This is a genomic window from Dehalococcoidia bacterium, from assembly GCA_035310145.1.
In the GTDB taxonomy this organism is placed as follows: Bacteria; Chloroflexota; Dehalococcoidia; order CAUJGQ01; family CAUJGQ01; genus CALFMN01.
In genome coordinates this window covers 47,808-73,878 of record DATGEL010000044.1, presented here as the reverse complement: position 1 = coordinate 73,878, position 26,071 = coordinate 47,808, and the positions used below count along the sequence as shown (strand labels likewise).

27 protein-coding genes are annotated in these 26,071 nt (G+C 70.1%); 17 read left to right on the top strand and 10 right to left on the bottom strand.

Annotation, left to right across the window (positions count from 1 at the left end):
* Positions 1 to 39: 39 nt before the first annotated feature.
* Both VKV26_09295 and VKV26_09290 read right to left on the bottom strand, forming a co-directional pair.
* Positions 40 to 771, bottom strand: coding sequence for an MBL fold metallo-hydrolase (locus VKV26_09295; GenBank protein ID HLZ70086.1), 732 nt, complete (start codon positions 769 to 771; stop codon positions 40 to 42).
* A gap of 15 nt (positions 772 to 786) precedes the next feature.
* Complete coding sequence (locus VKV26_09290) at positions 787 to 1,482, bottom strand: NIPSNAP family protein (protein HLZ70085.1); 696 nt, start codon at positions 1,480 to 1,482, stop codon at positions 787 to 789.
* Positions 1,483 to 1,643: 161 nt separating this feature from the next.
* Here VKV26_09290 and proS point away from each other — a divergent pair, with 161 nt between their 5' ends.
* The 7 genes from proS (at position 1,644) to VKV26_09255 (ending at position 8,600) form a co-directional block, all read left to right on the top strand.
* Entirely contained in the window at positions 1,644 to 3,077 is a 1,434-nt protein-coding gene (proS, locus tag VKV26_09285) for a proline--tRNA ligase (protein HLZ70084.1), read from the top strand.
* A 36-nt stretch (positions 3,078 to 3,113) separates the two neighbouring features.
* Positions 3,114 to 3,377 carry a MoaD/ThiS family protein gene (locus VKV26_09280; GenBank protein HLZ70083.1) on the top strand — a complete coding sequence of 88 codons (264 nt, stop codon included), beginning with the start codon at positions 3,114 to 3,116 and terminating at the stop codon, positions 3,375 to 3,377.
* A gap of 185 nt (positions 3,378 to 3,562) precedes the next feature.
* Positions 3,563 to 6,169, top strand: coding sequence for an AAA family ATPase (locus VKV26_09275; GenBank protein HLZ70082.1), 2,607 nt, complete (start codon positions 3,563 to 3,565; stop codon positions 6,167 to 6,169).
* 188 nt (positions 6,170 to 6,357) lie between these two features.
* Complete coding sequence (locus tag VKV26_09270; GenBank protein HLZ70081.1) at positions 6,358 to 6,630, top strand: DUF4242 domain-containing protein; 273 nt, start codon at positions 6,358 to 6,360, stop codon at positions 6,628 to 6,630.
* 96 nt (positions 6,631 to 6,726) lie between these two features.
* Positions 6,727 to 7,758, top strand: coding sequence for a hypothetical protein (locus VKV26_09265; protein HLZ70080.1), 1,032 nt, complete (start codon positions 6,727 to 6,729; stop codon positions 7,756 to 7,758).
* Between the two features lie 58 nt (positions 7,759 to 7,816).
* Positions 7,817 to 8,050: a hypothetical protein gene (locus VKV26_09260; protein ID HLZ70079.1), complete on the top strand. Its 234-nt coding sequence runs from the start codon at positions 7,817 to 7,819 to the stop codon at positions 8,048 to 8,050.
* 124 nt (positions 8,051 to 8,174) lie between these two features.
* On the top strand, positions 8,175 to 8,600 hold the full coding sequence (locus VKV26_09255; protein ID HLZ70078.1) for a hypothetical protein: 426 nt from the start codon (positions 8,175 to 8,177) through the stop codon (positions 8,598 to 8,600).
* A 175-nt stretch (positions 8,601 to 8,775) separates the two neighbouring features.
* On the opposite strand, the gene VKV26_09250 is transcribed toward VKV26_09255, so the two are convergent.
* Positions 8,776 to 10,038, bottom strand: a complete 1,263-nt coding sequence (locus VKV26_09250) for a CoA transferase (protein ID HLZ70077.1) — start codon at positions 10,036 to 10,038, stop codon at positions 8,776 to 8,778.
* 127 nt (positions 10,039 to 10,165) lie between these two features.
* On the opposite strand from VKV26_09250, the gene VKV26_09245 reads away from it, so the two are divergent.
* Complete coding sequence (locus VKV26_09245; protein HLZ70076.1) at positions 10,166 to 12,223, top strand: hydantoinase/oxoprolinase family protein; 2,058 nt, start codon at positions 10,166 to 10,168, stop codon at positions 12,221 to 12,223.
* Positions 12,224 to 12,488: 265 nt separating this feature from the next.
* On the opposite strand, the gene VKV26_09240 is transcribed toward VKV26_09245, so the two are convergent.
* The 3 genes from VKV26_09240 to VKV26_09230 form a co-directional block, all read right to left on the bottom strand.
* Positions 12,489 to 12,932 carry a response regulator gene (locus VKV26_09240; GenBank protein HLZ70075.1) on the bottom strand — a complete coding sequence of 148 codons (444 nt, stop codon included), beginning with the start codon at positions 12,930 to 12,932 and terminating at the stop codon, positions 12,489 to 12,491.
* Positions 12,925 to 14,133, bottom strand: coding sequence for an ATP-binding protein (locus VKV26_09235; protein HLZ70074.1), 1,209 nt, complete (start codon positions 14,131 to 14,133; stop codon positions 12,925 to 12,927). Before VKV26_09235 ends, VKV26_09240 begins: the two co-directional genes overlap by 8 nt.
* A 124-nt stretch (positions 14,134 to 14,257) precedes the next feature.
* The gene (locus tag VKV26_09230) at positions 14,258 to 14,794 is read right to left on the bottom strand and encodes an MOSC domain-containing protein (GenBank protein ID HLZ70073.1); all 537 of its coding nucleotides are present in this window, start codon (positions 14,792 to 14,794) and stop codon (positions 14,258 to 14,260) included.
* Between the two features lie 197 nt (positions 14,795 to 14,991).
* Between VKV26_09230 and VKV26_09225 the strand changes: the two genes are divergently transcribed.
* From VKV26_09225 to VKV26_09215, 3 genes are all read left to right on the top strand, one after another.
* A complete protein-coding gene (locus VKV26_09225; GenBank protein ID HLZ70072.1) occupies positions 14,992 to 15,240 on the top strand; it encodes a hypothetical protein in 249 nt (82 codons plus the stop codon).
* 111 nt (positions 15,241 to 15,351) lie between these two features.
* Complete coding sequence (locus VKV26_09220; GenBank protein HLZ70071.1) at positions 15,352 to 16,383, top strand: LLM class flavin-dependent oxidoreductase; 1,032 nt, start codon at positions 15,352 to 15,354, stop codon at positions 16,381 to 16,383.
* Between the two features lie 208 nt (positions 16,384 to 16,591).
* On the top strand, positions 16,592 to 17,383 hold the full coding sequence (locus VKV26_09215; protein HLZ70070.1) for an enoyl-CoA hydratase-related protein: 792 nt from the start codon (positions 16,592 to 16,594) through the stop codon (positions 17,381 to 17,383).
* Positions 17,384 to 17,408: 25 nt separating this feature from the next.
* On the opposite strand, the gene VKV26_09210 is transcribed toward VKV26_09215, so the two are convergent.
* Both VKV26_09210 and VKV26_09205 read right to left on the bottom strand, forming a co-directional pair.
* On the bottom strand, positions 17,409 to 18,305 hold the full coding sequence (locus tag VKV26_09210; GenBank protein HLZ70069.1) for a haloalkane dehalogenase: 897 nt from the start codon (positions 18,303 to 18,305) through the stop codon (positions 17,409 to 17,411).
* A 356-nt stretch (positions 18,306 to 18,661) separates the two neighbouring features.
* Positions 18,662 to 19,582 carry an alpha/beta fold hydrolase gene (locus VKV26_09205; protein ID HLZ70068.1) on the bottom strand — a complete coding sequence of 307 codons (921 nt, stop codon included), beginning with the start codon at positions 19,580 to 19,582 and terminating at the stop codon, positions 18,662 to 18,664.
* Positions 19,583 to 19,668: 86 nt separating this feature from the next.
* On the opposite strand from VKV26_09205, the gene VKV26_09200 reads away from it, so the two are divergent.
* The 5 genes from VKV26_09200 to VKV26_09180 all read left to right on the top strand — a co-directional run bounded on the left by VKV26_09200 (position 19,669) and on the right by VKV26_09180 (position 23,796).
* A complete protein-coding gene (locus tag VKV26_09200) occupies positions 19,669 to 20,451 on the top strand; it encodes a TIGR03084 family metal-binding protein (protein ID HLZ70067.1) in 783 nt (260 codons plus the stop codon).
* Positions 20,452 to 20,610: 159 nt separating this feature from the next.
* Complete coding sequence (locus VKV26_09195; protein ID HLZ70066.1) at positions 20,611 to 21,837, top strand: FAD-dependent oxidoreductase; 1,227 nt, start codon at positions 20,611 to 20,613, stop codon at positions 21,835 to 21,837.
* 162 nt (positions 21,838 to 21,999) lie between these two features.
* The gene (locus VKV26_09190) at positions 22,000 to 22,431 is read left to right on the top strand and encodes an ester cyclase (protein ID HLZ70065.1); all 432 of its coding nucleotides are present in this window, start codon (positions 22,000 to 22,002) and stop codon (positions 22,429 to 22,431) included.
* Positions 22,432 to 22,473: 42 nt separating this feature from the next.
* Complete coding sequence (locus VKV26_09185) at positions 22,474 to 23,043, top strand: YceI family protein (protein ID HLZ70064.1); 570 nt, start codon at positions 22,474 to 22,476, stop codon at positions 23,041 to 23,043.
* Between the two features lie 117 nt (positions 23,044 to 23,160).
* The gene (locus VKV26_09180) at positions 23,161 to 23,796 is read left to right on the top strand and encodes a DoxX family protein (protein HLZ70063.1); all 636 of its coding nucleotides are present in this window, start codon (positions 23,161 to 23,163) and stop codon (positions 23,794 to 23,796) included.
* Between the two features lie 33 nt (positions 23,797 to 23,829).
* On the opposite strand, the gene VKV26_09175 is transcribed toward VKV26_09180, so the two are convergent.
* Both VKV26_09175 and VKV26_09170 read right to left on the bottom strand, forming a co-directional pair.
* Complete coding sequence (locus tag VKV26_09175) at positions 23,830 to 24,318, bottom strand: GNAT family N-acetyltransferase (protein HLZ70062.1); 489 nt, start codon at positions 24,316 to 24,318, stop codon at positions 23,830 to 23,832.
* A gap of 14 nt (positions 24,319 to 24,332) precedes the next feature.
* Positions 24,333 to 24,626 carry a DUF1778 domain-containing protein gene (locus tag VKV26_09170; GenBank protein ID HLZ70061.1) on the bottom strand — a complete coding sequence of 98 codons (294 nt, stop codon included), beginning with the start codon at positions 24,624 to 24,626 and terminating at the stop codon, positions 24,333 to 24,335.
* 127 nt (positions 24,627 to 24,753) lie between these two features.
* Here VKV26_09170 and VKV26_09165 point away from each other — a divergent pair, with 127 nt between their 5' ends.
* A complete protein-coding gene (locus VKV26_09165; GenBank protein HLZ70060.1) occupies positions 24,754 to 25,977 on the top strand; it encodes a CoA transferase in 1,224 nt (407 codons plus the stop codon).
* Positions 25,978 to 26,071 lie beyond the last annotated feature (94 nt).

The following is a 26,071-nucleotide window of genomic DNA, read 5'->3' as shown; positions in this document are numbered from 1 at the left end:
CTCCTTCTCTCCAGTATTGGGAGAAGGACCAGTGGAAGATCACGGGGGTGAGGATGAGGGCCCCGCGCCCTGCACCAGCGCCCGCAAGGCCGCGCCGGCCTGCACCGGCAGGCGCGGGAAGTGGCTGAAGGCGATCACGTCGAGCTCGAGCGCCGCCAGCTTGCTTAGCGAGGCGATCGCCTGCGGCATGTCTGCCGTCACGCCCGCGGCCGGGCCGGAGAGCACGCCCTCGCGGTATTCCAGCGCGTCGCCGGCGATCAGCAGCGCCATGCGCGGGAAGTAGAGGGCGATGTGGCCGGGCGTGTGGCCGGGTGTATGCACGATGCGCATACCGCCAAGCACGGAAAGCTCGTCGCCGTCGTGCAGCGGCTCGTCGATGCGCACCGGCTCGTAGCGCAAGGCACGGTTCGCCACGGGACGGGCCAGCGTGCGCAGCGCGGCGCTGGCGAAGGGCGGCGGCGGACCGCCGGCGCTCTGCACCACCGGCGCCTCCACCGCGTGGATCGCTGCCTTCGCCGGCAGGCGCCGCTGCAGCTCGGCCAGGCTGCCGAGGTGGTCGGGGTGGTAGTGGCTGATCACGATCCGTTCGATCTCGTCGGGCCGGCGGCGGCAGAGCGCCACGGCGCGCAGGATACGGTCGGCGCTGCCCGGCAGGCCCGTGTCGATCAGCGTCAGGCGCCGGTCGAGCAGGAGAAAGCAGGAGGTGGCCCGCAACGGCGCCTGCACCACACCAGGCAGAATCGAGCGAACGGGAGCGCCTGCCGGGAGCATCGCTAGACGTCGCCTTCAGGGCCGCCGCGACGAGATCGGCCGCAGGATGCGCACGCCGCTGGCCTGAACCAGCTCGCTGCGGTTGGCCCGCTGCAGCGCCTGCCACTGCGCCCGCGTCGCGTCCTCCGGCTCCGGGCCGAGATCGCGCGAGGCTTCCCAGACGCCGAGATCAGCGTAGCGCGTCAGCATCCAGAGCAGCGGCTGCTCGGCCACGTGCGCCCGCCACATGCCCAGCGGCCGCGCGCCCTGCGTCTCGTACCACGGCCAGACCGCGGCCTCCGTGCGGCGCACGAACTCGGCCACGTCGCCCGCTCGCACCTGGAAGCTGCGCAGGGCGTAGATGCCGGGCGTGCCATCGGGCGTGTTCTCCGGCGGGCGGCGCTCGCCCAGCGGCTGCAGGGCGATCACGTCCGTTTCGCGCGTGATCGCGGCGCGGGCGGCGACGGCCTCGCGGCCGCTGGCAGGCCAGCGATCGGGCTGGGCACCCTGCACGCGGTTCTCCGGCCAGGCGCGGGTCTGCTGCCAGTGCGCCAGGCTCTCGTAGCGGGTGATCAGCACGATGCGCTCGGCGCCGCCCATCACGACCTGCCAGAGGCCGAGCGCGCGGCCGTCGCGCCCTTCCAGCGCCGGCCAGATCGCCGTTTCGCTCAGCTCGACGAAGCGCGTGACGTTTGCCCTGTCCACGAGAAAGGTGCGCATGGTGTAGAGCATCGATCCCGCCTTCCTCCGCGCGTGTCCGCCCATATCGTGGACCGGCGGGCATCCGTTGCGCGAGCGGCCGGGCCGCGCCCGCGAACGCAACCATCGCCTGCGTTCGCCGACGCTGCCATACTGGTGCTGTACAGACAACTGCCGGCGGCAGCGGAGGCGGCATGGCCGAAGATCGCATCCCCTCGCGCGCAGAGGATTTCAACGAGTGGTACAACCAGCTCGTGCTCAAGAGCGAGCTGGCCGACTACGCCCCCGTGCGCGGCTGCATGGTCGTGCGGCCCTATGGCTGGGCGCTGTGGGAGAACATCCAGCAGGCGCTGGACCGCCGCTTCAAGGCGACGGGGCATGTGAACGCCGGCTTCCCGATGTTCATCCCCGCCTCCTTCCTCGAAAAGGAGAAGGCGCACGTCGAGGGCTTCGCGCCCGAGTTCGCCGTGGTCACGCACGGCGGCGGCGAGGAGCTGCCCGAGCCGCTCGTCGTGCGCCCGACCTCCGAGACGCTGATCGGCCACATGTACGCGAAGTGGATCCAGTCCTATCGCGATCTGCCCGTGCTAATCAACCTCTGGAACAGCGCTGTGCGCTGGGAGAAGCGCACCAAGCTCTTCCTGCGCACTACCGAGTTCTTCTGGCAGGAGGGCCACACCGCCCACGCCACGGCCGACGAGGGTGAGGCCGAGGCGCGGCAGATGCTCGACGTCTACGCCGATTTCGCCGAGAACGAGGCGGCGATCCCCGTGATCCGCGGCGTGAAGAGCGAGTCGGAGAAGTTCGCCGGCGCCCTGCGCTCGTATACGATCGAGGCGATGATGGGCGACCGGCGCGCCCTGCAGTCGGGTACCTCGCACAACCTGGGCCAGAACTTCGCGCGCGCCTTCGACATCCAGTACCTCGCCACCGACAACAGCCTGCAGCACTGCTGGACCACGTCGTGGGGGCTCTCCACCCGCTTCATCGGCGCGATCGTGATGGTGCACGGCGACGATACCGGCCTGATCCTGCCGCCGCGGCTGGCGCCGCACCAGGTCGTGATCGTGCCGATCTACCGTAAGGACGAGGAGCGGGCGCAGGTGCTGGCCGAGGCGGAACGGCTGGCAGCCGAGCTTGGCGCCTACCGCGTGCGCGTGGACAAGCGCGATGGGCTGACGCCGGGCTACAAGTTCAACGACTGGGAGATGCGCGGCGTGCCGCTGCGCATCGAGCTTGGTCCGCGCGACATCGCCCAGGGCACGGTGCTGCTGGCGCGGCGCGATCGGCCGGGCAAAGAGGGCAAGACAGCTGTCCCGCGCGCAGAAGCGCCCACCGCCGTGGGCGAGATGCTCAAGGAGATCCACACGGCGCTCTACGATCGGGCGCTGCGCTTCCGCGAGGCGCACACGGCCGAGCCGGCCAGCTACGCCGAGTTTTTGGACGCGGTGCAGCAGGGCTTCGCGCTGGCCTGGTGGTGCGAGCAGGAGGACTGCGAGACGGCGATCAAAGAGGAGACGCGGGCGACCTCGCGCTGCATCCCCTTCGAACAGTCGGGCGGCAGCGGCAGCTGCATCCGCGACGGTCGGCCGGCAGGCCGCAAAGGGTTGTTCGGCCGCGCCTATTGAGCTGCCCGTGCAAGCGCAACTCAGGATGATGATCAGATGGCAAGCGTGCGCATTCCCGCGCTGATGCGGGACTTAACCCAGGGCCAGCCCGTGGTGGAGGTTTCGGGCCGCAACCTGCGCCAGCTCGTGGCGGCGCTCGAAGCGTCCTACCCCGGCATGCGCGAGCGGCTGACCGAAGACGGTGAGCCGCGCCCGGAGGTGGCGTTCTCCGTCGACGGCGAGGTTGCTACGCTCGGCCTGCTGCAGCCCGTAGATGAGCGCAGCGAGGTCGTGATCCTGCCGGCGATCAGCGGCGGGTAGCCGTCCGTGTATTGGCTTTCACAGCGAGCCGTCGTGCTCTGTTTGGACTCACTCCGTTCGAGCCGAACGGCCTCTGCGACCAGGTGCGCGACGCTGCGCTGATTCGCCTCCGGGCGTTGGGCGAGCACAACGCGGCCGGGTGCGCCGCATTGTCAGGTCCCGAGATTGGTCGCATACTGACACGGATGGAGCTGCTGGAGCGCGCCGCGTTCCTCGAAGAGCTTGACGCCCTGCTGGCCCGGGCGGCCGGCGGGCAGGGCCGGCTCGTGCTCGTGAGCGGCGAGGCCGGGGCTGGCAAGACGGCCCTCGTGCAGGCGTTCTGTCGCCACCACGCCAGCGATGCCCACGTGCTGCTCGGTGCCTGCGACGCGCTCTCCACGCCACGTCCGTTGGCGCCACTGCTAGACATCGCCCACGCGGCCGGCGGCCCGCTGCAGTTGGCGCTCGAGCGCGGGGAGCCGAGAGAGCGCCTGTTTGTGGCCTCTCTGTCCGAGCTCTCGGCCGGCACTCGCCCTCGGATCGTCGTCTTCGAGGATCTGCATTGGGCGGACGACGCGACGCTCGACCTGCTGCGCTACCTGGGCCGGCGTGTGGGCGGCACCCACGCCCTGCTCCTCGTGACCTACCGCAGCGACGAGGTAGGGGCGCGACACCCGCTACGGGTGGCGATGGGCGACCTCGCCACCACGAACACCACGCGGCTGACGCTGCCCCCGCTCTCGCTCGACGCCGTGCGAACGTTGCTCAAGGATAGCGCGCTCGACCCGGTAGCTGTACACCGGCGCACCGGCGGAAACCCGTTCTTCGTCGCCGAGCTGCTGGCCACGAATGTACCCGGCACGCCCGCTACGGTGCGGGACGCGGTGTTCGCCCGTGTCGCTCGCCTCTCGCCCGCCGCGCATGTGGCGCTGGAGGCCGCGGCGGTGATCGGAGCACGAGTCGAGCCCCGGCTGCTGCAGGCGCTCGCCGCACCCGCCGTGGCGCTCGATGAGTGCCTCGCCAGTGGGATGCTGCACGTGGCCGACGATGGCCTGCTCGCCTTTCGCCACGAACTGGTGCGCGAGGCGGTGCTGGAGGCGCTCTCACTACCGCGCCGTGTGGAGCTGCATCGCGCCGTGCTTACCGCGCTGCGGAACCAATCCGACACCGGCCCCCTGGTCGCGCGGCTCGCCCACCACGCCGAAGGCGCCGACGACAGCGAGGCCGTGCTTGCGTACGCCTCCGAGGCAGGCCGGCAGGCGGCGGGGCTGAAGGCACATCGGGAGGCGGTGGCCCAGTACAGGCGGGCGTTACGATACGCCGACGGCTTGCCGCCGCTCCCGCTCGCAGAGCTGCTGGAGGCGTTGGCGTACCAGTACTACCTCACCGAGCGTCACGCCGAGGCCGTCGCCGCCTGGACGCAGGCGCTGGATCTGCGGCGATCGTTGCGTGATCCGCTCAAAGAGGGCGACATTCTGCGTTGCCTATCGCGCCCACTGTGGTATCTGGGTCGGCATGCGGATGCCGATGCCTCTGTGACTGAGGCGCTGGGCGTGCTTGAGCCGCTGCCGCCAGGTATCGAGCTGGGCTGGGCCTACAGCGAACTGGCACGGCTGCGTATGACCGCGCGCCAGAACCCCGAGGCTATCGCCTGGGGCGAACGGGCGATCGCGATCGGCGAACGCCTCGGTGACTCGGCTTTGCTATCGCATGCGCTCAACAACGTCGGCTGTGCTCGGCTGCAGAGCGAAGACGAGCAGGGCTGGGCACAGCTCGAGCGCAGCTTAGAGCTGGCACTCGCGGGCAATCACGAGGAGCACGCCGGCCGAGCGTACGCCAATCTCGCCGGAAGGGCCATCTTCCAACGCAGCCTAGCGCGTGCTGAGCGCTATCTCGATGATGGGCTCGCCTACGCCCTCGACCACGACGTGCAGACCTACTATTACACCATGCTGCACAGGCGCCCCAATCAGCTTCTCTTGCAGGGTCGTTGGAGCGAGGCGGCGGAGGCGGTCGGCCAGCTATTGGCGCGGCCCGATGTCTCGCCGCGCCACCGGATCGAGGGGCTTGCCGTGCTCGGGCGTATCCGGGCCCGGCGCGGCGATCCGGAGGTAGCCACGGTGCTGGACGAGGCGCTGCAGCTCGCCGCACCGATCGGCGGAGGGTGGCTCGCCGTGGCGCATGCCGCACGGGCTGAAGCGTCGTGGCTGGCCGGAGACGCAGCAGGGGCCGCGGACGAAGCGCAGCGCCCTTACGAGGGTGCTATCGCGAGGAACGAGCGCTGGTTGGTGGGTGAGCTGGCGCTCTTGCTCCAGCGTGCGGGCAGGCTTGGTGCTGTTCCGGCGGTCGCCGCCGAGCCCTACACTCGGCAGATCGCCGGCGACTGGCAGGCGGCCGCGGCGCAGTGGAAGGCGCTGGGCTGCCCGTACGAGGCGGCCATGGCGCTGGCCGACGGCGACGAGCCCGCGCTACGCGAGGCGCTGACCAGCTTCGAGCGGCTGGGCGCCCGCCTGGCGGCGGCGATGGTGCAGCGCCACCTGCGCCAGCTCGGGGTGCGCGGTCTGCCGCGCGGACCGCGGCCGTCCACCCGCTCCAATGCCGCCGGCCTCACCTCACGAGAGATTGAGATCTGGCGTCTCCTCGCCGAGGGGCTGCGCAACGCGGAGATCGCGCAGCGGCTGGTGCTCTCCCAGCGCACCGTCGACCACCACGTCTCGGCTATCCTCGCCAAGCTGGGCGTGCGCTCGCGGGCCGAGGCCGCCCGCACCTTCCAGGACCATGCGTCGGCGCGCTCGGGCAGTCGGGCCTCGTGAGCCGTGGCGCCGATGCAGGCGTGGGGCCACCCGCGGCAGCACCGCGGGTAACCTGCCGGCCACCTTCTGCTCCAAAGTAGGCAGCACGCTTCGCCAATCTGGGCAGCCCTCCCGATGAGCGGCGATGCCGGCTCCGGCAGCATGAACCCTGTCGGGCGGACCGACGCAGCATCTGAGGAGGATGTGCAATGCCACGCTATCTCGTCGAACGCAGCTTTCCAGAAGGGCTGCGCATCCCCGTGAGCGACGATGGGGCCGCGACCTGTCTGGCCGTGGTGGGTACCAATGCTGACCTCGGCGTGACCTGGGTCCACTCCTACGTCAGCGAGGACAAGCACAAGACGTACTGTATCTACGACGGGCCGGACCCCGAGGCGATCCGTCGGGCGGCGGAACGCAACCAGTTGCCGATCGATCGTATCACCAAAGTCAGCGTGCTCGACCCCTACTTCTACCGCTAGCCCAGACCGCTGCCCTGTCCGCCTGCCGCCGACGGTGGTGTCCTGCCGGCGAACAATAGGCGCGCGGTTCCGTTTCACGTGCCAAGGGGGAATGCAATGTTGCGACGCTGGCTTATGCTGTTCGGCCTGGCACTGCTTGCCCTGCCGGGCGTCCTCACACTGCCGCGGCACGCGGCGCGAGCCGCCACGGTGTGGGGGGTCCAGGTCTCGGGCGACGTCGCCGCCGAAGGGATCATGGCGAACGCCTTCTTTCCGGGCGCCCTCACCGTCCATCAGGGCGACAGCGTACGCTGGACCTGGGCCACCATCCTGGCGCCGCACACCGTCACCTTCCCGGGTCCCGCCGCCACCCCTGACATCTTCGTGCCCGGGCCTGACGCGGGCTCGGTGCAGGGCGGACCGGGCTTCTTCCCGCAGGGCGACATCGGCCCGGACAACAGCGGCACCTACGACGGCAGCCAGGTCACCGGCTCCGGCGTCCCGCTGAGCCCGGACACCCCGCCCTTCCTGCTCACCTTCACGCGGCCGGGCATCTACCCATATCTCTGCCTCACCCATCCCGGCATGCACGGCAGCATCGAAGTTCTGCCCGCGGACGCCACGCTCACAGAGACGCCCGCTCAGGCCACCACTCGCGGCACCGGCGAGTTCAACGGACTGGTCGAGCAACTGCGCACGGCGCTCAGCGGTGCCGGCGCACCGCAGGCCGTCGCTGCCAACGGCTCGGTGACGCACCTCGTGGCGGCGGGCATTAGCAACACCGCCGGAATGAGCGCCCTGTCCTTCATTCCCGCGGATCTCACCGTGCACCGCGGCGACCTCGTGATCTGGGCGGTCGAAGACCCGTTCGAGGTGCATACGGTGACGTTCACCTCCAGCGCGGCGGCGCCTGCTCTGCTGCAGGTCAGCCCGCAGCCGTCCGGTCCACCGCTCGCCGTCATCGCGGCGAACGTCTACAGCCCGGTGGGCGGCATGAGCTACGACGGCACCGGCTATATCAACTCGGGCTTCTTCGGGCCGGGCGGCGGCTTCGCCCTGCGCATCGACGCGCCACCGGGCACGTATCAGTACCTCTGCCTGATCCACGGTCCCAACCCGATGCGCGGCACCATCACCGTCCTGCCCTGAGCGCCGGCTCGGGCAGACATCAAACGTGAACAGAAGAGCGGGAAAGGACCAAGGAACCATGAACGAGCACGGCACCTCAACCGACAACGACAGCCACGACGGCGATGCGGCCGCCGAGGTGCAGGGCTACGCGACCGGCCTCCTGCCATATACGACGACGATCGACGCGCAGCGCTACCTCTGGCTGGCAACCGAGATAGCGCGGCCGCTGCCGTCCCTCACCCAGCCGTCTTCGTCGCAGTCAAGCTTCAGCAACGAGCCGTCCCCATCTCCGCGCCACATCCCAACCTGAGGGCACCTGTCTCCTGGCCCGGCGCGCCCCGCATCCCGCTGCGGGGCGCCGCTCGCTCGCGACGGCGCACCATCCGTCGTACTCACCGCCAGTTGTGCGTGACCTGAGCAGAAGGAGACGCATCATGCGAAGTTCTCGTTGGTTCCTCACGACGGTGGGCCTTATGGCCACGGGCCTGGTCCTGCTCGTCCTCGCGACGGCGCAACCGCCCGTCAGCAGCGTCCGGGCCGACGGCAGCTCGCCGACGGTCACTCCTCCACCCGTCTTCATCCCTCCAGCGCCTACCCTGATCTCGCCGGCGCAGGGCGCCACGGTGAGCAGCACCATCACGCTGCGCTGGAGCGCGAGCTTCGGTGCGACATACTACCTGGTCGATATCACGGACATGACCGCCGGCATCGACCTCGGCACAACGAAGGTAGCGACCACGAGCTGGACCCCATACCCCAACGTGCGGCTGCGCTCGGGTCACGTCTACGTCTGGACGGTGCAGGCCTGCTACAGCGGCGAATGCTCCTCGGCCAGCAGCAGCGCCTTCAACGTTCGCTGACCCGTGCCTGCGCACCCTCGGACGGTAGCTGCACGCTGCCCGGTCTGCGGCCCATCTGCGAGTGACGGTCATCGCCCGCTCACCACGCGGCGGGGCCGCTCCGGGGAGGGCCGGGCACGAGCAAACCGCATCGCACCCTGCTGCGCCTCCTCTACACGCCCGCCCCGCATAGTGATCAGCGGATGACGCCGCCCTCGCGCCACTGCGCGATCTGCTCTGGTGGGAAGCCGAGCTGGCCAAGCACTTCGTCGTTGTGCTCGCCCAGGGCGGGCGAGGCGCGCTGCACACGCGTGGGCGTGGCGCTCATACTGACCACCGGGGCGCCGCCGCGCATCGGGCCGAGCAGCGTGTGCTCGTACTCGGCGATGTAGCCGTTCGCCTGCACCTGCGGGTCGTCCCACAGCTCGTCTACGAAGCGCAGCGGGCCGGCGGCCACATCGTTGGCGTCGAAGTGCGCCAGCCACTCGGCCGTGGTGCGTTCGCGCATCTTCTGCTCCACCTCGGCCACCAGCGCCTGGCCGACCTCGGCAACGCTCTCCTTTGCCGGGTCGAAGTCGGGGTCGTAGCGGCGGTCGTGCACGCCGAGGGCGCGGCGGAAGCGGGCGCGCGGACCCGGCCCCAGGCAGCCGACGGCGATGTTGCCGTCCTTGGTCTGGTAGATGCGGTAGTAGATGTTGCCCAGCAGCTCCGGCATCGCGGCGCGGCGCTCGGCGTAGATCTCAGCAATCGAGTCGCCGCGGGCGCGGGCGGCGGCAAGGTTGGACCGCTTCAACTCGCGTGGCTCCTCGTCCATCGCCACGATCTCCTTGAAGCCGGCCTGCAGGTTCAGCGCCGAGAGCAGCAAGCTCGTGTCGATCGCCTGGCCCTCGCCTGTCTTCTCGCGGTGGTAGAGGGCCGCGCTCACCGCCCAGGCCATGTAGGCGCCGGTCAGCGCATCGGCGGGCGCGAACTGCACGATGCGGGGAATGCCGTTCTCGATCACACCGTTCGAGGTGACGAGGCCGCTCATCGCCTGCGCCACGATGTCGTAACCGCGGCGGTGCGCGTCCGGCCCGCGCGTGCCGAAGGCCGTGTTGGCGCAGTAGATAATGTCCGGGCGGATGGCGCGGGCCGAGTCATAATCCACGCCGAGCGCCTCGGGCACGCCGGGGCGGTAGTTCGTCACCAGCACGTCCGCCCAGCGGATCAGCGCCTCGCGAATCGGCGCCGCCTCCGGCCGCTTCAGGTCCAGGGCGATGCCGCGCTTGCCGCGATTCTGGTTGATGAAGGGCCGGCTTTCCTTGGGCATGAACTCCGACTGCAAGCGCCAGGGCTCGCCCTCGATCGGTTCGACCTTGACCACGTCGGCGCCCATGTCCGCCAGCAGCGACGAGCAGACCGGCCCGGCGATGATCTGGCTGCAGTCGAGAACGTGAACTCCTTCAAGCGCACCCGCCACGACCTGCCCCCGTTTATCGCTCGATTCGTTTTCACCTGCAGCATGTCCGAAAGGGGGGCTACCGTTCAAAGGTCCGCTCTGCCCAACCCTGTACACTGGCCGGCAGAGCGAGCCGGGAGGAGCGACGATGGCCTACACCGCCGGCGTGGACGTGGGCGGCACCTTCACCGACGTGACGCTGGTCCAGACCGAGAGCGGGCGTGCCTGGGCGGTGAAGACGCCCTCCACGCCGCGGGATCAATCGCTCGGCTTCGTGGCCGGACTGGAGAAGGCCGCGAAGCTGGCCGGCGTGCCGCTCTCCGCGATCGAGCGCTGCTTTCACGGCACCACCGTCGCCACCAACGCCATCCTGCAGCGCAGCGAGACACGGCTCGGCTTGCTCACGACCGCCGGCTTCGCCTCCGTGCTGGAGATCGGCCGCCACGACATTCCGCGCGACGCCAACTACTTCGGCTGGAGCAAGCCGGAGCGGCCGGTGAAGGCCGACCTGATCCGCGAAGTGTCCGAACGCATCGACTGCGAGGGCCGCGTGCTGCGTGCGCTGGACGACGACGAGGCGCGCAAGGCGATCCGCAGCCTGCGCGACCTCGGCGTCGAGTCCTACGCCGTCTCGCTGCTCTACTCGTTCCTGAACCCGGCGCACGAGCTGCGCCTGCGTGAGCTGCTCGCCGAGGAGCAGCCCGGTGCGCTGGTCTCGCTCTCCTGCGAGGTGCTGCCGCGCTTCCGCGAGTTCGAGCGCACGATGACGACCGTGCTCAACGCCTACGTCGCGCCGCACGTCGGCCGCTACCTGGGCGATCTCGAACGACGGTTGCGCGAGCGCGGCTGCGAGGCGTCGCTGCTGATCATGAAGTCAAACGGCGGCGTGGTGAGCGCGGCCGCGGCGGCGCGGCAGGCGATTCACACGGCCGTTTCCGGTCCGGCGGCGGGCGTGATCGGCGCCGTTGCGGCGGCGCGGGCGGCGGGCTACGTCGACGTGATCTCGATCGACGTGGGCGGCACCAGCGCCGATGTCTGCCTGACGCGCGGCGGCTGGCCGGAAACCACCACAGAGGGCCGGGTCGGCGGCTTTCCCATGGAAGTGCCGATGCTGGACGTGCAGACAATCGGCGCCGGCGGCGGCAGCATCGCCTGGCTGACGAGCGCCGGGGGGCTGGCCGTCGGGCCGCGCAGCGCCGGCGCCGAGCCGGGCCCCGCCTGCTACGGCCGTGGCGGTACGGAGCCGACCGTGACCGACGCGAACCTGCTGCTCGGCCGCCTGCCCGCGTACCTGCTGGGCGGCGAGCTGGCGCTGGACGCGGAGGCGGCGCGGCGGGCGATTGAGACGACGATCGCGGCGCCGCTCGGTCTGAGCGCGATCGAGGCGGCGGAAGGCATCCTCGCCATCGCCGACAACGCCATGCTGGGCGCAATCCGTACGATCTCGATCGCCCGCGGCCTCGATCCGCGCGGCTATGCGCTGATCGCCTTCGGCGGCGCTGGGCCGCTGCATGCGCCGGCGCTGGCGAGCGCACTGGGCATCGAGACGATCGTGATTCCGCCGCGCCCCGGCGTGCTCTCGACCGAGGGGCTGCTGCGCACAGACCTGCGCAACGACTACGTGCGCACCTGCACACAAACCGGCCCGCTGTACGACGTCGCCGGCCTCAACACCGTGCTCAATGCCTTGTTCGCGCAGGCGAACGCCGATCTCGAGCGCGAGGGCGTGCCCTTGCAGCGGCGCCTGCTGCGCCCGGCGGCGGACCTGCGCTATCGGCACCAGAACGCCGAGCTGAGCGTCGATCTGCCGGACCGCGCCCTCACAGCCGCGGCGCTGGCCGAGATCGAGGAGGCGTTCCACCGCGAGCACGAGCGTCTCTACACCTACGCCCTGCGCGGCCAGACGGTGGAGCTGGTGAACCTGCGCGTGGCTGCCACGGGCCTGTTGCCGCATGCGGAATCTGCGCCCGCCACGTCCCCAGCGCCCGGCGAACCGCCCGCACCCGCCGGCGCGCGGCAGATCTATTTCGGCGCCGCGCACGGCTGGCTCGACACGCCGCTTTACACCCGCGAGGCGCTTCGCCCCGGCCACGCGCTCGCCGGCCCACTCGCCGTCGACCAGCTCGACACGACCACGGTGCTGCGCCCCGGCGACCGCGCCCACGTGGACGCGCGCGGAAACCTGATCGTGCGGGTCGGAGGGTAGGGTCCATGCAGTCGCGGTCGCGTGTGACGAGCACGCGGCCGAGCGAGGCGGCGAAGCCCAACGGCGTTTCGGCGGAAGTTCGTTGGCGGCCGGCGTCGCGCCTGGTAGGCACGTAGAACCCGAGCGACCGCATCACCGCTGCCGCGTCGATCTCCACGTCTTCGTCGAGGTAGTACTCGCCTCTCGCACAGCACCCGCGGCCGGCTCGGCTGACACGATCGCGCCATGGCGCATCGCTGCGGGCTGCGCCGGCGGGCAGGCCGTCTCACTGGATCGGCGGCTGGTTGAGCAGCAGCCAGTAGTAGCCGACCTGGCGCACGGCCTCGGCGAACTGCTCGAAGTCCACCGGCTTGACGATGTAGCTGTTGATGCCGAGCTCGTAGGTCTCGATGATGTCCCGCTCTTCTTTCGAAGAGGTCATCACCACCACCGGATAGGTGCGCGTGCGCTCGTCCGCCCGCATCTGGCGCAGCACGTCGACGCCGTCGACTTTGGGCAGCTTGAGGTCGAGCAGCACAACCCGCGGCGCCTTCTGCACATCGCGCATGGCGAAGGCGCCGCGGCCGAAGATGAAGTCGAGCGCCTCCGCGCCGTCGCGCACGACCTGGATGTGGTTGGCGAGGTGGTGCTTGCGCAGCACGCGCAGGGTCAGCTCCTCGTCGTCGGGATTGTCTTCCACCAGCAGGATCTCAACCTCATGCTCAAGCATCCGCCGCTCCCAGGGTGAAGAAGAAGGCCGCCCCTTGCTCCGGCTGCGCCTCGGCCCAGACCGTGCCGCCGTGCCGCTGCACGATGCGCTGCACCGTTGCCAGGCCGACGCCCGTGCCCTCGTACTCGCGGGCCGCGTGCAGCCGCTGGAAGACGCCGAACAGCTTGTCGGCGTAGCGCGGATCGAAGCCCACGCCGTTGTCGCGCACGAAGTACACGGTTCGCTCCGTTCCGCCGGCCGTCGGCTCCGCCCGCGCGCCCACGCGAATCACGGCAGGGTCGCGCGGGCGTGTGAACTTGAGCGCGTTGGCAAGCAGGTTGACGTACACCTGGAGCAGCAGCGCCGGATCGGCCCGGCAGTCGGGCAACTCGTCGATCGTGACCGCTACGTGGCGACCCCGGTGCTCCGCCTCCAGCGTCTCCAGCGCCTGCCGGGCGATCGCGGCCGGCGAGACGCCGCGCAGGCCGAGCGGCTGCCGCCCCAGGCGTGAAAAGGCGAGCAGATCGTCGATCAGCTGGCCCATGCGGCGGGCGCCGTCCTGCACGCGCTGCAGGTGGCGCCGCGCTTCATCCGATAGAGCATCGGCGTGGTCTTCGAGTAACACCTGCGCGAAGCCGTTGACGCTGCGCAGCGGCGCCCGCAGGTCGTGCGAGACGGAGTAGGTGAACGCCTCCAGTTCGCGGTTGACCGCCTCGAGCTGCGCCGTGCGCTCCGCGACGCGCCGTTCCAGTTCGACGTTGAGCCGGCGGATCTCTTCCTCGGTCCGCAGGCGGTCGGTGATGTCCTGCGCCGAGACGACGATCGCGGCGCGGCCGCCGAAGCGAATGCTGTGCGAGGTGATCTCGACGTCGATCAGCCGCCCGTCTTTGCGCCGGTGGCGCCAGTGGCCCGACTTCTGTAGCCCTGGCCGCTGCGACGCCATGTGCCGGCGCAGCGCGGTCACGTCCTCCCGCGGGCGGATGTCGCTGATGCGCAGGTGCAGGAACTCCTCGCGGCTGTAGCCATAGTGCTCGACTGCCGCGTCGTTCACCTCGAGAAAGGCGAGCGTTTTGAGGTCGTAGATCCACATCGGGTGCGGGTGATTGATGAAGAGATAGCGGAACTCCGCCTCGCTTGCGCGGCGCAGCGCCGCGGCCGCGTCTTCGGCGAGAGCCACATCGTGCGGTTCGATAGTCGAGCCTGGAGCGTCCGCGCTGCTCATCGTTCCCCCATCGACCGCCGCCGGCAGCACGGCTCGATTGCCCGCCGTGCCCGCCGCGCCGTGGAGGGAGTATATCGCTGACACGGAACTGCTGCACCGGCCGAACCGTGACCGCGGGCCGTGCTCAGGCGAAGTCGCGCGGCCAGCGGAAGGTTCGGGGCTGCTGGCGGCGCACGCGCCGCGCCGCTGTCTCCTCAATCAGCTCGATCGGTTCGCCGGTGCGCAGCAGGCCGGGCTGCAGCACGCGGGCGTAGACGCGGCTTTCGCCGGGGTGGTCGTCCTGGCTCATGCGATTGGGATTGCCGTCGCGGAACCAGCGCGCGTTCTTCCAGCAGGGTGTGGTGTAGCTCGTGATTTCGATCAGCGCCTCGGCGCCCAGCCGCAGGCGCACACCGGGCACCACGCGTCGCCAGTCGAGGCCTTCCGTGGTGATGTTCTCGCCGGTGCAGCCGGGCGCGATTGGATGGCCCTCCGCCCGCAGCGTCGCGAGCTGCTCGACGGCGAACAGGCAAAGGGCGCGCTGCAGCCCGCCGTGGATGCGGCGGTCGGCCTGGCGGTCGCCCTCCATGCCGCCGGCATCGACGTGCGCCTCGGTCACGGGATGTTTCGGCACGCCCCCGCGCGAGACGTTGAGCTGGAAGATGCGCCCGTCTGCCGTCACTGTCCCAGCTCCTCGCAGCGATCGTCCCGCCGCCATGGTAACGCCACGGACGCGGCGGCGTTAGAGAGATTGACGCTTGTGCCGCGGTCGTGCAGGCTTGCAGCGAAATGGTCGCGCCCCGGTTGTCGCACTTCGCTTCCGCCACGGGAACTTCTGGTGAAGGCAGGCCCACAGCCTCAGCGGAAGGAGCGCCGGCGATGACGGCAATGGAACCCCTGACCGCCGACGAGCGCACGCACAGCCTGCGTGGCCAGCACCGCGATTGGCAGCGCGAGGGCTACGACGGCCACAACCGCCATAGCGGCCTCACACCGATGAGCACGCTGCGCGGCCGCCGCCTGCGTCGCCGCGCGCGCCGCACGCTCGCCTGGCTGGCGCTCGCCTGGGATCCGGCACGGGCGACGATGAGCGGCCCGCGGCTCTCTTCGTCCCCGCGCGCGGTGTGAAACGGCTGAACCGGCTGAAACGGATGAAACGGCGCGCGAGCCGCCGGCCGTGCAAATTCCGCCCGGTCCTCGTCGCCACCACTTCTCGTGATCGTACACGGAGGCTCCGGCATGCAGTTCGGCGTGATCGCGTTGCCGCATACGGCGGGCGAGGCCGTTGAGGACGCGAAGCGGGCCGAAGCAGCCGGCTTCCACTGGCTGGGCGTGGCCGACAGCCAGTCGGTCTTCCGCGAGCTGTACGGCACGGCCGCGCTCTGCGCCGCGGCCACGAGCCGCATCCGCATCGGTCCGGCGGTCACCAACCCGATCACGCGCCATCCTGCGGTGACCGCTTCGGCCGTCGCCACCCTTGACGAGATCAGCGGCGGACGCGCCTTCTGCGGCATCGGCACCGGCGACAGCGCCGTGCTGAACCTGGGGGAGCGGCCGGTGTCGCTAACCCGCCTGCGCGAATACCTGCAGACGGTACGCGCGTTGCTGCGCCGGCAGGATACGGAGTACCGGGGCAAAGGTGTGCACCTCGGCTGGCCGCAACGGGCGGTGCCGCTGTACCTCGCCGCGGAAGGACCGCGCACGCTGGAGCTGGCGGGTGAAGTCGCCGACGGTGTGATCATCGGCGTGGGCCTGCAGCCGGCATTGCTGCGCGAGGCGCTGGCGCACCTGGCCGCCGGCGCGGCGCGGGCGGGGCGCCGGCTGGCGGACCTCGACCTCTGGGCCTTCGCGCGCGTGAACATCACCGACGACGTAGAGGCGGGCATCGACGCGATCCGCATGGAGCTGGCCTCCTGCGCCCACCACGTCTTCCGCTTCACGCTCGAAGGCAAGCAGGTGCCGGCCGAGCTGGCGGAGGCGATCCTGCGCGTGCAGCGCGGCTACCAGCCGGCGCAGCACGAACAGGCGGCCGGCGCCAACGCCGAGCTGATGCAAGATCCGGTGTTGCTGCGCTACCTGGCGGAGCGCTTCGCCGTGGTCGGCCCAGCGGAGGCGTGCGTGGCAAAGTTGCGGGCCGTAGCCGAGGCCGGCGTGCCAAACGTGCTCTTCACCGGCTTCGTGCGCGACCGCGCCGCCTTGCTGCGCACACTCGGCGAGGCCGTGCTGCCGCCGCTGGCCCCCTATCCCCCGTCCCCTTTCCCCCAATACTAGGGGAAAGGGGCGATCGGGCGTCGGGAGATCCCGAAGGGCGTCGGGTTACCCGGCGGGCGCTTGGCCGGGCTTTATCAACCCGTCCGGCTCCGCGGGTCAAAAATGGGAGCGTCTACCATGCTCATGGATTGGGAGCGGCTGAATACGGTTCATCCTTGCCCCGGGTACGCTGTCGGCAGACGCCACGATCCGATTACGGAGGCTCACGGTGAGTGAAACCCCTGTACGACTCGACGTCGCCGGCGGCGTCGGCACGATTACGCTGGACTCGCCAGCGAACCGCAACGCGCTCTCGCGGGTGCTGGTGGAGGGCCTGCGCGAACAGCTCGACGCCGCGCTGGCCGATGCGCGCGTGCGCGTGATCGTGCTCACCGGCACGGGCAACACCTTCTGCGCCGGCGCCGACCTGAAGGAGCAGCGCGAGGCGAACGCCGCCGGCGACAGCGCGGCGATGGTGGCCAGCGCCCAGCGGCTGATCGGCATCTTCAAGTCGATCTGGTTCTCGCCCAAGCCAGTGGTGGGGCGGATCAACGGCCACGCGCGGGCGGGCGGCATCGGCCTGGTCTGCGCCTGCGACATCACGGTGGCCAGCGAGGCGGCGACCTTCGGCTTCAGCGAGGTGCGGCTGGGGCTTGTTCCGGCGGTCATCTCCGTGCTGGCGCTGCGCAAGATCGGCCTGACCAGGGGCATGGAGTACGTGCTCACCGGGGAAAACATTCCCGCGGCTGAAGCGGTGCGCCTGGGCATGCTCAACGCCGTGACCAGCGCCGATCTGCTGGATGCGGCGGTCGAGCGCTACACCGGCATGCTGCTGCAGGGCGGGCCGCAGGCGCTCGCGCTCTGCAAGCAACTGGTGCGCGACGTGCCCGCGCTCTCGCTGGATGCGGGCTTTGAGCTGGCGGCGGAGCTAAACCCGCGCATGTTCGCCAGCCCCGAGGCGCTTGAAGGAATGACCGCCTTCGCCGAGAAGCGCCCGCCGCGCTGGACCGAGCTGCCCTGAGCAAGCGCCGGCGAACCGCGCCGCTTCAGGTCTTCGCCATCCACTGCACGATCTGTGTGGCGATCTCCTCGCCCTTATCTTCTTGCAGGAAGTGGCCGGCGCCCTGGATTACCAGCGGTGGCGCGACGTGCTTGAAGATGGCGCGCAGGTGTGGCTCCCAGTGGCCGGTGATCGGGTCGCCGTCGGCCCAGGGCAGCAGCACGGGCAGTTCGAGCGTCTTCAGGCTTTCGATCGCCACGCGGTTGTCGTAGGCGCCGGGGTGGTCCGGCCGTGTGGGCACCAGGCGAGGAAAGACGAGGGCGCCGGTCTGGTAGGCGGCGCTCGGAAACGGTGCGCCGTAGGCTGCGGCCTCGGCGTCGGAAAGCTGGCGGGAGCGCACGGCGCGGCGCAGCATCGCCGGCACGTCCAGCTCGCGCTGCTGCTGGGCGAAGCGGCGCCAGCGCAGGAACGGCTCGCCGGAATCGCCGCCGTCGGGGATGCCCGTATTCATCGCCACCAGCCGCGCGAACCGCTGCGGCTGCTGCGCCAAAAGCCGCAGGCCGAGCAGCCCGCCCCAGTCCTGGCAGACGAGCGTGATGCGTTGCAGGTCCAGCGCCTCCACGAACTGCCGCAGCCAGCGCACGTGCGCTTTGTACGAGTAGGCGTAGTCGGCCACCGGCTTGTCGGAGCGGCCGAAGCCGACCAGGTCGGGCGCGATCACGCGGCCGGCACTGGCGAGCGTGGGAAGCATGCGCCGGTAGAGGAAACTCCAGGTCGGCTCGCCGTGCAGGCAGAGGATCGGATCGCCGGCGCCCGTCTCGACGTAGGCCATGCGCAGCCCCTCGATCTCAACGTAGCGCGGCTCATAGGGAAAGTCGGGCAGGGCGGCGAAGCGCTCCTCCGGCGTGCGCAGAACTGAGCCCTCCGGCCAGCTCGTCTGCACGCGGGCGAAGCTGGCCACCTGCGCCACGTCCTCCGGCCGGATGCTGCCGCTGATTGCGGCAATCCAAAGCGAAAAGTCGAGCAGATCGGCCGTGATCTCGTGCTCGGGCGGGCGCGGCTCGAAGCGGTCCCAGTGGCCCAGCACCGTGGCCATCGAGGGGCGGCCGCGGCCCAGGTCGGCCAGCTCCAACGCGTACAGGTGGTCATGCGCCGAGCGCCAGTAGACGCGGCCGGCGCGAATGCCCGCCGCCCGCTCGATTGCCTCGGCTACATCGGGCCGCACGTCCAGCTCCTGCTCCCAGAGCAGGGGGTCGGGGCGCAGGAAGGAAAGCTCTTCCGCGGCCGGCTGGCTGAAGTTCACGGCCTCGCTCCCAGCCGCCGATCCAGGAACTCGACGATGCGGCCGGCGATCTCCGGCCCGGCGTCGTCCTGCATGAAGTGGTCGGCGTTCTCGATCGCCTGCGGCCCCTCGGCGTTGGGCAGCAGCTCTTTGAGCCGGTTGGCGTAGCGCTCGCCGAAGACGCTGTCCTGCCGGCCCCAAAGCAGCAGCGTTGGCACGTCGCGCAGCTCCGGCAGGCGGCGCTCGATCGCGGCCATGTCGGCGTAGCCGCGGTCGCCCTCGCGCAACGGAATCGTGCGCGGCCAGGTGAGCACCACGGCGTCCGACTCCGGCTCGTCGAAGACGTGATGATAGGCGCGGGCCTCAAGCCCGCTCATGCCGCGCTTCGAGATCGCGGAGGGGCCGTGCTGCGAGAGCAGCTTTTCACGCTTCATGAAAAGCTGCCCGATCAGCGGCGCGTGCCAGGTGGTCCACGGCCGCGGCGACTGGTGAAAGCGGCCGACATAGCCGTTGAACAGCCAGGTGGACATCAGCACCAGCCCGCCCAGCCGCTCGACCCGTTGCAGCGCCGCGCCCACGCCTTGCGGCCCGCCCCAGTCCTGCCCGACGATCACGAAGCCGCGCAGCGCGAGTTGGTCGATCAGCGAGACGAGGTCGGCGATGTGGTGCGCCAGCGTGAGTTGCGCGTCGATGCGCGGATGGTCGGAGTAGCCGGCGCCGATCCAATCCGGCGCGATCGCCCGGTAGCCCGCCGCCGTGAGCGGGCCGATGAAGTCGCGGTAGAGAAAGCCCCAGGTGGGGTTGCCGGAGAGCAGCAGGACCGGCCGGCCGTCCCGGTCGCCCTCGTCGATATACGCCATCGTGCGGCCGTTGACAGCGAGCGCCTGCTGTTCCCAGGGAAAGAGCGGCGCGAGCCAGTCGGGCTTCGCTCGGAGCATCGTTCGCCTCGCTGAGCGGCCGGCCCGGCTACGGCCCGGCGCACCGGCGGTATCATAGCGGAAACGGCCCGCGGAGCGAGACGGCCATGCGTGACCTCGTCAATGACCTCGTCGCCGAGCAGGCGGTGCTGGATGCGATCGTCGCCGGCCTCTCCACCGAGCGCTGGGAGACGCCGAGTCCGGCCGAGGGCTGGCTGCTGCGCGACTGCGTGGCGCACCTGGCCGAGTTCGACGAGAGCGCCGCGCGGGTGATCGAGACGCGCGAGTTCGCGGTGCGCGCCGGCGCCCGCCGCGACGACGCACTGAGCGCGGGCCAGGCGGAGATGCGCGGCTGGAGCACGGCGCAGTTGCTCGCCTACTGGCGCGATGCTCGCGAGAAGCTGGCCGCGGCGCTGCTGCCGCTCGACCCCAAGGAGCGGCTGCCCTGGGCTGGACCGGCGATGAGCGCCCGCAGCTTCGCCACGGCGCGGCTGATGGAGGCCTGGTCGCACGGACTCGACATCCACGACGCCGCAGGCGTGGCGCCGGTGGACACCGACCGGCTGAAGCACGTCGCGCACCTCGGCTACGTGACGCGGGAGTTCGCCTACCGCACCCGCGGCCTTGAGCCGCCGTCCACGCCGCTCTACCTGGAGCTGACCGCCCCGTCCGGCGCCGCCTGGACGTGGGGACGGGCGGACGCGCGCGACCGCGTCTCCGGCCCCGCCGGCGATTTTTGCCGCGTCGTCACCCAGCGGCTGCACTGGCGCGACGCGGACCTCAAGACGGAGGGCGAAGCGGCTGCCGAGTTCCTGCGCGTGGCCCAGGCCTTTGCCGGCCCGCCCGGCCGCGGCCGCCCGCCGAAAAAGCGGATCGGAGACGCAACATAGCCACCGTGCGGCCGCTGCATCGGTCCGCGCCAAACAGCAAGATTCCGTCGTTTCTCCCTCCTTCGGGCTATCCCATCCCGCGGCAGCCCGTGCTGTTGTGCATCCGCGGCGGGCGCACGCTCGTATCGGGCATGAGCGCAGGCCGCGCTGGAGGGAGATGTGCCCAGCTTCCGGTACCTGATTCTCGGCGGCGGCATGGTCGCCGGCTACGCGGCGCAGGCGATGGCCGAGCGCGGCCTTGCGGCGGGCGACCTGGCGATCGTCTCTGCCGATTCGGCGCTGCCCTACGAGCGCCCGCCGCTCTCCAAGGGCTTTCTTGCCGGCAAGGACACGGAGGCGAGCGTCTTCATCAGCGACGCCGCCTTCTATCGCGAGCACGGCATCGAGCTGCGGATCGGGGCCACGGTGATCGGCATCGACCTCGGCGCGAAGCGGCTGCACACGAGCGGCGGCGAGGCGATCGGCTTCGAGTCGCTGCTGATCGCCACCGGCGCCCAGCCTCGCACGTTCAACGTGCCGGGTGCAGAGCAGGCGAACATCCACTATCTGCGCTCGCTCGACGATTCTCGGAGCATCAAGGCACGTATTCCGGCTGTCCGCCAGGCGCTGGTGATCGGCGGCGGCTTCATCGGCATGGAAGTGGCCGCGGTGCTCGCGCAGCAGGGCGTGGCGACCACCCTCGCCTTTCCCGAGCAGCGCGTCTGGGCGCGCTTCTTCACGCCCGAGATGTCGGCCTTCTTCCAGCGGTATTACCGGGAGCGCGGCGTCACACTGGCCGCCGGCGAACGCGTCACGGCCTTTGAGCCTGGCCAGGGCGAGCGCCAGGCAGTCGCGATCACCGCGAGCGGCCGCCGCCTGCCCGCGGACCTGGTGGTGGCGGGGATCGGCGTGCGCCCAGTCACCGGGCTGTTCGAACAGAGCGGCCTCGTCCTCGACAACGGCATCGTCGTCAACGAATATCTTGAGACGAACGTGCCCGGCGTCTACGCCGCCGGCGACGTGGCCCACTACCGCGATGTGCTCTTCGAGAAGACGCGGCGCGTCGAGCACTGGGACAACGCCGTCGAGCAGGGTAAGCATGCAGCGCGCCTCTTGCTGGGCGAGCGCGTGCCCTTTGTGCACGTTCCCTACTTCTTCTCCGACGATTTCGACCTCTCCTACGAGCTGTGGGGCGACACGGCGGACGCCGAGCGGGTCGTGTATCGCGGCGATGTGACCACGAGCAGCTTCAGCGCCTGGTGGCTGGCGGGAACGCGGCTGCTCGCCGCCTTCGCGATGAACCGCCCCGACGACGAGCGCGACGCGGCGCAGCGCTGGATCGCCGATCGCACGCCGGTCGATGCCGGCCGGGTGCAGAACGATCAGCGCCCGCTGGAGGAACCATAGCGGCGCCGGACAACGTGGCCGGAAGCCGGCGTGGTGCGGCACGGGCAGAAGTGTAGAACTTTGCCGCTCGCGCGGTGGGCATAGGCCCGTTCGCTGGTCGTCTCGCCAGCGGCGGTACACGAATTCGGCGGGACTCGTTGAAGCGCACGCAGGAGGAACGTCGTGGCCGGTGAGGACAACCTGCAGCTGATGAAGACACTGGATGACTCGTGGAACGCGCAGGACTGGGAGCTGTTCAAAAAGCGCCATGCCGCGAACACTGCCGTCTACTGGCCTGGACAGCCAGACCCGACGCGCGGCCGCGAAGCGCACCAACAGGAATCGGAGGCGTTCTTCAAGTCGATCGAGAACAGCCTGGAAAACAACCCGTACAAAGTGATGTTCGCCTCGGGCGACTGGACCTGCACGATCGCGAAGTGGAAGGGGCGCATGATCGGGCCGCTGACCGGCCCAGACGGCAAAGTCCATCAACCGACGGGCAAGAGCTTCGAGCTGGAGTTCTGCACCGTCGCCCGCTGGAAGGACGGGGAGATCGTGGAGGAGAACCTGTTCTACGACCAGGTCGGCTTCCTCAAGCAGATCGGCGTGATGTAGCGAGTCCGCTTCTCGTGACAGACGCGCAGGAGGCCGGCCGGCATGGCGGCAGCACCCGCGCCGATCACCCGCCTGTTCGACGGCATCGCCACTCCCGCCGCCGGAAGGCATACGCTCGATCGGCCGCACACCTTCGCGTTCTTCTCTGTGCCACACCTGGTGGTGGGCCGGATGCGCGGACGCTTCCACACGCTGAACGGGACGATCACGATCGCGGACGATCCGCGGGCCTCGACGGTCGGGGTGCAAATCGAGACGGCGAGCGTCAGCACGCAGAACGAGACGCGGGACGAGGATCTGCGCAGCAGTCGCTTTCTCGACGTGGCGGCATTTCCGCGCATGACCTATCGCGGCGGCGGCTGGACGGCGGCGGGCGAGCCCACGCTGCGCGATGTTACGCGGCCGGTCGCACTGGAGGGCGGCTTCATCGGCGCGATCCTCGATCCGTCAGAGCGCGCGCGACTCGCCTTCCAGGCGAGCGCCGCCTTCAGCCGCAAGGAGTTCGGGTTGACGGCGGAGCTGGAGCGGGAGTCCGGCGGCTTCCTGTTGGGACGCGACATCAGCGTCGAGATCCATGCCGAGGCGATCCGCTCCGACGAAGAGCGGCCCTGATCTGTTGAGCGCCCGGCTGACGGCACAGAGGCGGTGTGCGCCGATCAGATCACTCGAAACGGGCATTGCCACGTACGGCAGCGCCGCCTACCGTCGTGCCTGACGGAGGAAGAGACGATGAAGGACCTTGGACTGCTGGCGCTGCGGCTGACGACGGGCGGGCTGCTGATGGGGCACGGCTCCCAGAAGTTGTTCGGCAAGTTCAACGGACCGGGCCTGGAAGGCACGGGCGGCTGGCTGGAGTCGCTGGGCATGAAGCCCGGCCAGCGCTGGGCGCTGCTGGCCGGCGGCAGCGAATTCGGCGGCGGGCTGCTTACCGCGCTCGGCCTGCTCAGCCCGATCGGCCCGATCACGACGATCGCGCCGATGGCGATGGCGACGGGCACCGTGCACCGGGGCAAGCCAATCTGGGTGACCGAAGGCGGCGCCGAGCTGCCCGTCAGCAACATGGCCGCGGCCGCGGCGCTGGCTCTCACCGGCCCTGGCAAGCTCTCGCTCGACGGTCTGCTCGGCATCCGCGTACCGAAGGCGCTGACGTTGCTGGCGCTCCTGGGCACGGCGGCGGGTATCGGCTACGGCATGAAGCTGCACATGGACGCGCAGCAGGCGCGCGAGGAGCAGGCGGAGGGTTTTGAAGCCGAGCCAGGCGGCGAAGCCGGCGCGCAGCAGGACTCGCCCCAGCCGGAAACGGCCCGCACGCACGAAGGACTCGACGCCACGCTGGCCGAATCTTCCCAGCGCTCGCCGGGCTGAGAGGCACGGGCTGCAGGTTCCCGCACACAGCTTTCAGAGTTTGATGTTGCTCAACGGCAGAAATAGGCGGTGCGCATCGTCTGGGAAGCGTGCGAAGCCGAAGTGCTCGTAGAATCCGGCGGCGCGTTCATGCAGGGCGTCCACAATAAGCGCCAGCGCTGCCACGGGATTGTTGAGCACGCGCTCGATCGCGTCGGTGAGCAAGAGATCCCCAAGACGTTGCCCGCGGACGCCTGTATCAATGGCCAGCCTGCCCAGCAACGCCGCCGGTAGGTCCGGATAGCGTGGCAGACGGCGCCGCGCCACTTCCGGAAATACACTCGGGTCGATGCGGTTCATGCTCAGCGTGTAGTAGCCGATCACGTCGAGGTTCTCGACCGCGCGCAGCACATGGCAACTGGCGGCACGGCGGCGCACATCTTGGCCCGCCTGCTCGCGCAGGTAGCGATCCAGTTCCTCCTCACCGCTATTGAAGCGCTCGCGTCTATGGCGCCCGTGCAACGGCTCGATTACCAGAGACATCGCGCGCCGGCCGCCTACTGGGTGGGCAGGCGGCGCTGGCGGCGCAGGGAGCGCGCGAGCCGCGGCGCCGGCGGCGGCGGGTTCAGCAGCGCCTCGACGAACGCCTCGGCATCGCGTGCGGAAAGTGCAATAAGGCTATGGTGGCGAACGGTCTGTTCGGCGGCGCGGCGGGCGCTGTCCAGCACGAAGGCGGTCAACGTCTGGCCGCTCAATTCGGCAGCGCGTTCCAGCAACGCCTTCTGCTCCTCATCGAGCCGCATGTCAAGCCGCCCACGTTGCGAACGCGATGCGGCGCGTAGCGTTGGCATGGTTATCTCCCTCCATTAAAGATCGTACGGCATATTGCCGTACAACACGAGCGGTCGATCTTTGACAGCGGCTCACCTGCGCCCGCAGCATCTGCTAGACGCTGAACAAACGCTGCGAGGGCAAAGGATGGGTATCGGGCCGCTGGACGGCGTGCGGGTGATCGAGCTGGCGAACTACGTGGCGGCGCCGGCTGGCTCGGCATTGATGGCCGACATGGGCGCCGACGTGGTCAAGATCGAGCCGCCCGCGGGCGACGGCTGGCGCGGTCGCCCCGCCTTCGCCGGCAAGCCGGAAGACCTCGACGTCGCCGGGGCGCCGCTCTCGCCGCAGTTCAACCACGACAACCGCGGCAAGCGCTCGATCGTGCTGGACATTACGAATGCGGCCGGCGCGGAGATGGCCCGCCTGCTGATCGACCGTGCCGACGTCTTTCTCACCAACCTGCTGCCGCGACGCCGCGCCAGGCTCGGCTTCGAGCCGGCTGGCCTGCTCGCCCGCAACCCCCGCCTGATCTACGTGGGCGTCACCGGCTACGGGCCGGACGGCCCCGACGCCGACCGCCCCGGCTTCGATTACTCCGCCTTCTGGGCCAGCAGCGGCATCATGAGCCGGCTGGTGCCGCCGGGGCAGAATCCGCCGCTCTCGCGTCCGGCCCTAGGCGACCACACTACCGGCCTCACCAACCTCACGGCCACGCTCGCTGCCCTGCGCCTGCGCGACCAGACCGGCGAGGGCCAGGTCTGTGAGCTGTCGCTGTTCAGCGTCAGCCACTGGGTGAACGGCGCCGACCTGGTCACCGCCGCCTCCACGGGTAACGAGCCGCCGCTGCACGAGCGCGAGCAGCCGCTCAACCCGCTCTGGAACACGTATCGCTGCGCCGATGGCGCCTGGCTGCTGCTGACGATGATCCAGCCCGATGCCTACTGGCAGCGCTTCTGCCGCGCCCTGGGCCGTGAAGACTGGCTGGACTGCGAAGTGTGGTCCAGCACGGTCGGCCGCGCGACGGATTCGCGTACGCTGACCGCCGCGATCAGCGAGGAGATCGCGCGGCGCACCCGCGCCGATTGGTCCCGGCGGCTTGACGCCGAAGCGATCATCTATGCGCCGGTCTCGACCGTGCGCGAAGCGGTGGCGCGCGAGCAGACGGCGGCGCAGGCCACGCTGCACACGGTGCACACGCCGGCTGGGCCGCTGCCCGTGGTGCGGGCGCCCTTCCAGATCGCCGGCGCGGAGATTCGCCCGCGCGGTTCGGCGCCGGAGCTGGGGCAGCACACGGAAGCGGTCTTGCTGGAGGCTGGGCTGAGCTGGGAGCAGATCGGCGCGTTGCGTGGGCGCCGCGTCCTCGGCTGAGCCGGGGAATCGCCGGGCGCCTCGGCGGCTGTTACCCGATCGTATCCGAATCCAGAGGAACAGCGGCGGCCATCGCACGATCTCCATTGTGACA

Excerpts from the sequence above, each read along its gene's own strand:
- VKV26_09185 (HLZ70064.1), top strand. The coding sequence starts at position 22,474 with ATGGCGGCAGCACCCGCGCCGATCACCCGCCTGTTCGACGGCATCGCC.
- VKV26_09260 (HLZ70079.1), top strand. The coding sequence starts at position 7,817 with ATGAACGAGCACGGCACCTCAACCGACAACGACAGCCACGACGGCGAT.
- VKV26_09265 (HLZ70080.1), top strand. The coding sequence starts at position 6,727 with ATGTTGCGACGCTGGCTTATGCTGTTCGGCCTGGCACTGCTTGCCCTG.
- VKV26_09220 (HLZ70071.1), top strand. The coding sequence starts at position 15,352 with ATGCAGTTCGGCGTGATCGCGTTGCCGCATACGGCGGGCGAGGCCGTT.
- proS (HLZ70084.1), top strand. The coding sequence starts at position 1,644 with ATGGCCGAAGATCGCATCCCCTCGCGCGCAGAGGATTTCAACGAGTGG.
- VKV26_09175 (HLZ70062.1), bottom strand. The coding sequence starts at position 24,318 with ATGTCTCTGGTAATCGAGCCGTTGCACGGGCGCCATAGACGCGAGCGC.
- VKV26_09275 (HLZ70082.1), top strand. The coding sequence starts at position 3,563 with ATGGAGCTGCTGGAGCGCGCCGCGTTCCTCGAAGAGCTTGACGCCCTG.
- VKV26_09280 (HLZ70083.1), top strand. The coding sequence starts at position 3,114 with ATGGCAAGCGTGCGCATTCCCGCGCTGATGCGGGACTTAACCCAGGGC.
- VKV26_09205 (HLZ70068.1), bottom strand. The coding sequence starts at position 19,582 with ATGCTCCGAGCGAAGCCCGACTGGCTCGCGCCGCTCTTTCCCTGGGAA.
- VKV26_09270 (HLZ70081.1), top strand. The coding sequence starts at position 6,358 with ATGCCACGCTATCTCGTCGAACGCAGCTTTCCAGAAGGGCTGCGCATC.
- VKV26_09245 (HLZ70076.1), top strand. The coding sequence starts at position 10,166 with ATGGCCTACACCGCCGGCGTGGACGTGGGCGGCACCTTCACCGACGTG.
- VKV26_09180 (HLZ70063.1), top strand. The coding sequence starts at position 23,161 with ATGAAGGACCTTGGACTGCTGGCGCTGCGGCTGACGACGGGCGGGCTG.
- VKV26_09170 (HLZ70061.1), bottom strand. The coding sequence starts at position 24,626 with ATGCCAACGCTACGCGCCGCATCGCGTTCGCAACGTGGGCGGCTTGAC.
- VKV26_09200 (HLZ70067.1), top strand. The coding sequence starts at position 19,669 with ATGCGTGACCTCGTCAATGACCTCGTCGCCGAGCAGGCGGTGCTGGAT.
- VKV26_09235 (HLZ70074.1), bottom strand. The coding sequence starts at position 14,133 with ATGAGCAGCGCGGACGCTCCAGGCTCGACTATCGAACCGCACGATGTG.
- VKV26_09255 (HLZ70078.1), top strand. The coding sequence starts at position 8,175 with ATGCGAAGTTCTCGTTGGTTCCTCACGACGGTGGGCCTTATGGCCACG.
- VKV26_09290 (HLZ70085.1), bottom strand. The coding sequence starts at position 1,482 with ATGCTCTACACCATGCGCACCTTTCTCGTGGACAGGGCAAACGTCACG.
- VKV26_09240 (HLZ70075.1), bottom strand. The coding sequence starts at position 12,932 with ATGCTTGAGCATGAGGTTGAGATCCTGCTGGTGGAAGACAATCCCGAC.
- VKV26_09225 (HLZ70072.1), top strand. The coding sequence starts at position 14,992 with ATGACGGCAATGGAACCCCTGACCGCCGACGAGCGCACGCACAGCCTG.
- VKV26_09165 (HLZ70060.1), top strand. The coding sequence starts at position 24,754 with ATGGGTATCGGGCCGCTGGACGGCGTGCGGGTGATCGAGCTGGCGAAC.
- VKV26_09295 (HLZ70086.1), bottom strand. The coding sequence starts at position 771 with ATGCTCCCGGCAGGCGCTCCCGTTCGCTCGATTCTGCCTGGTGTGGTG.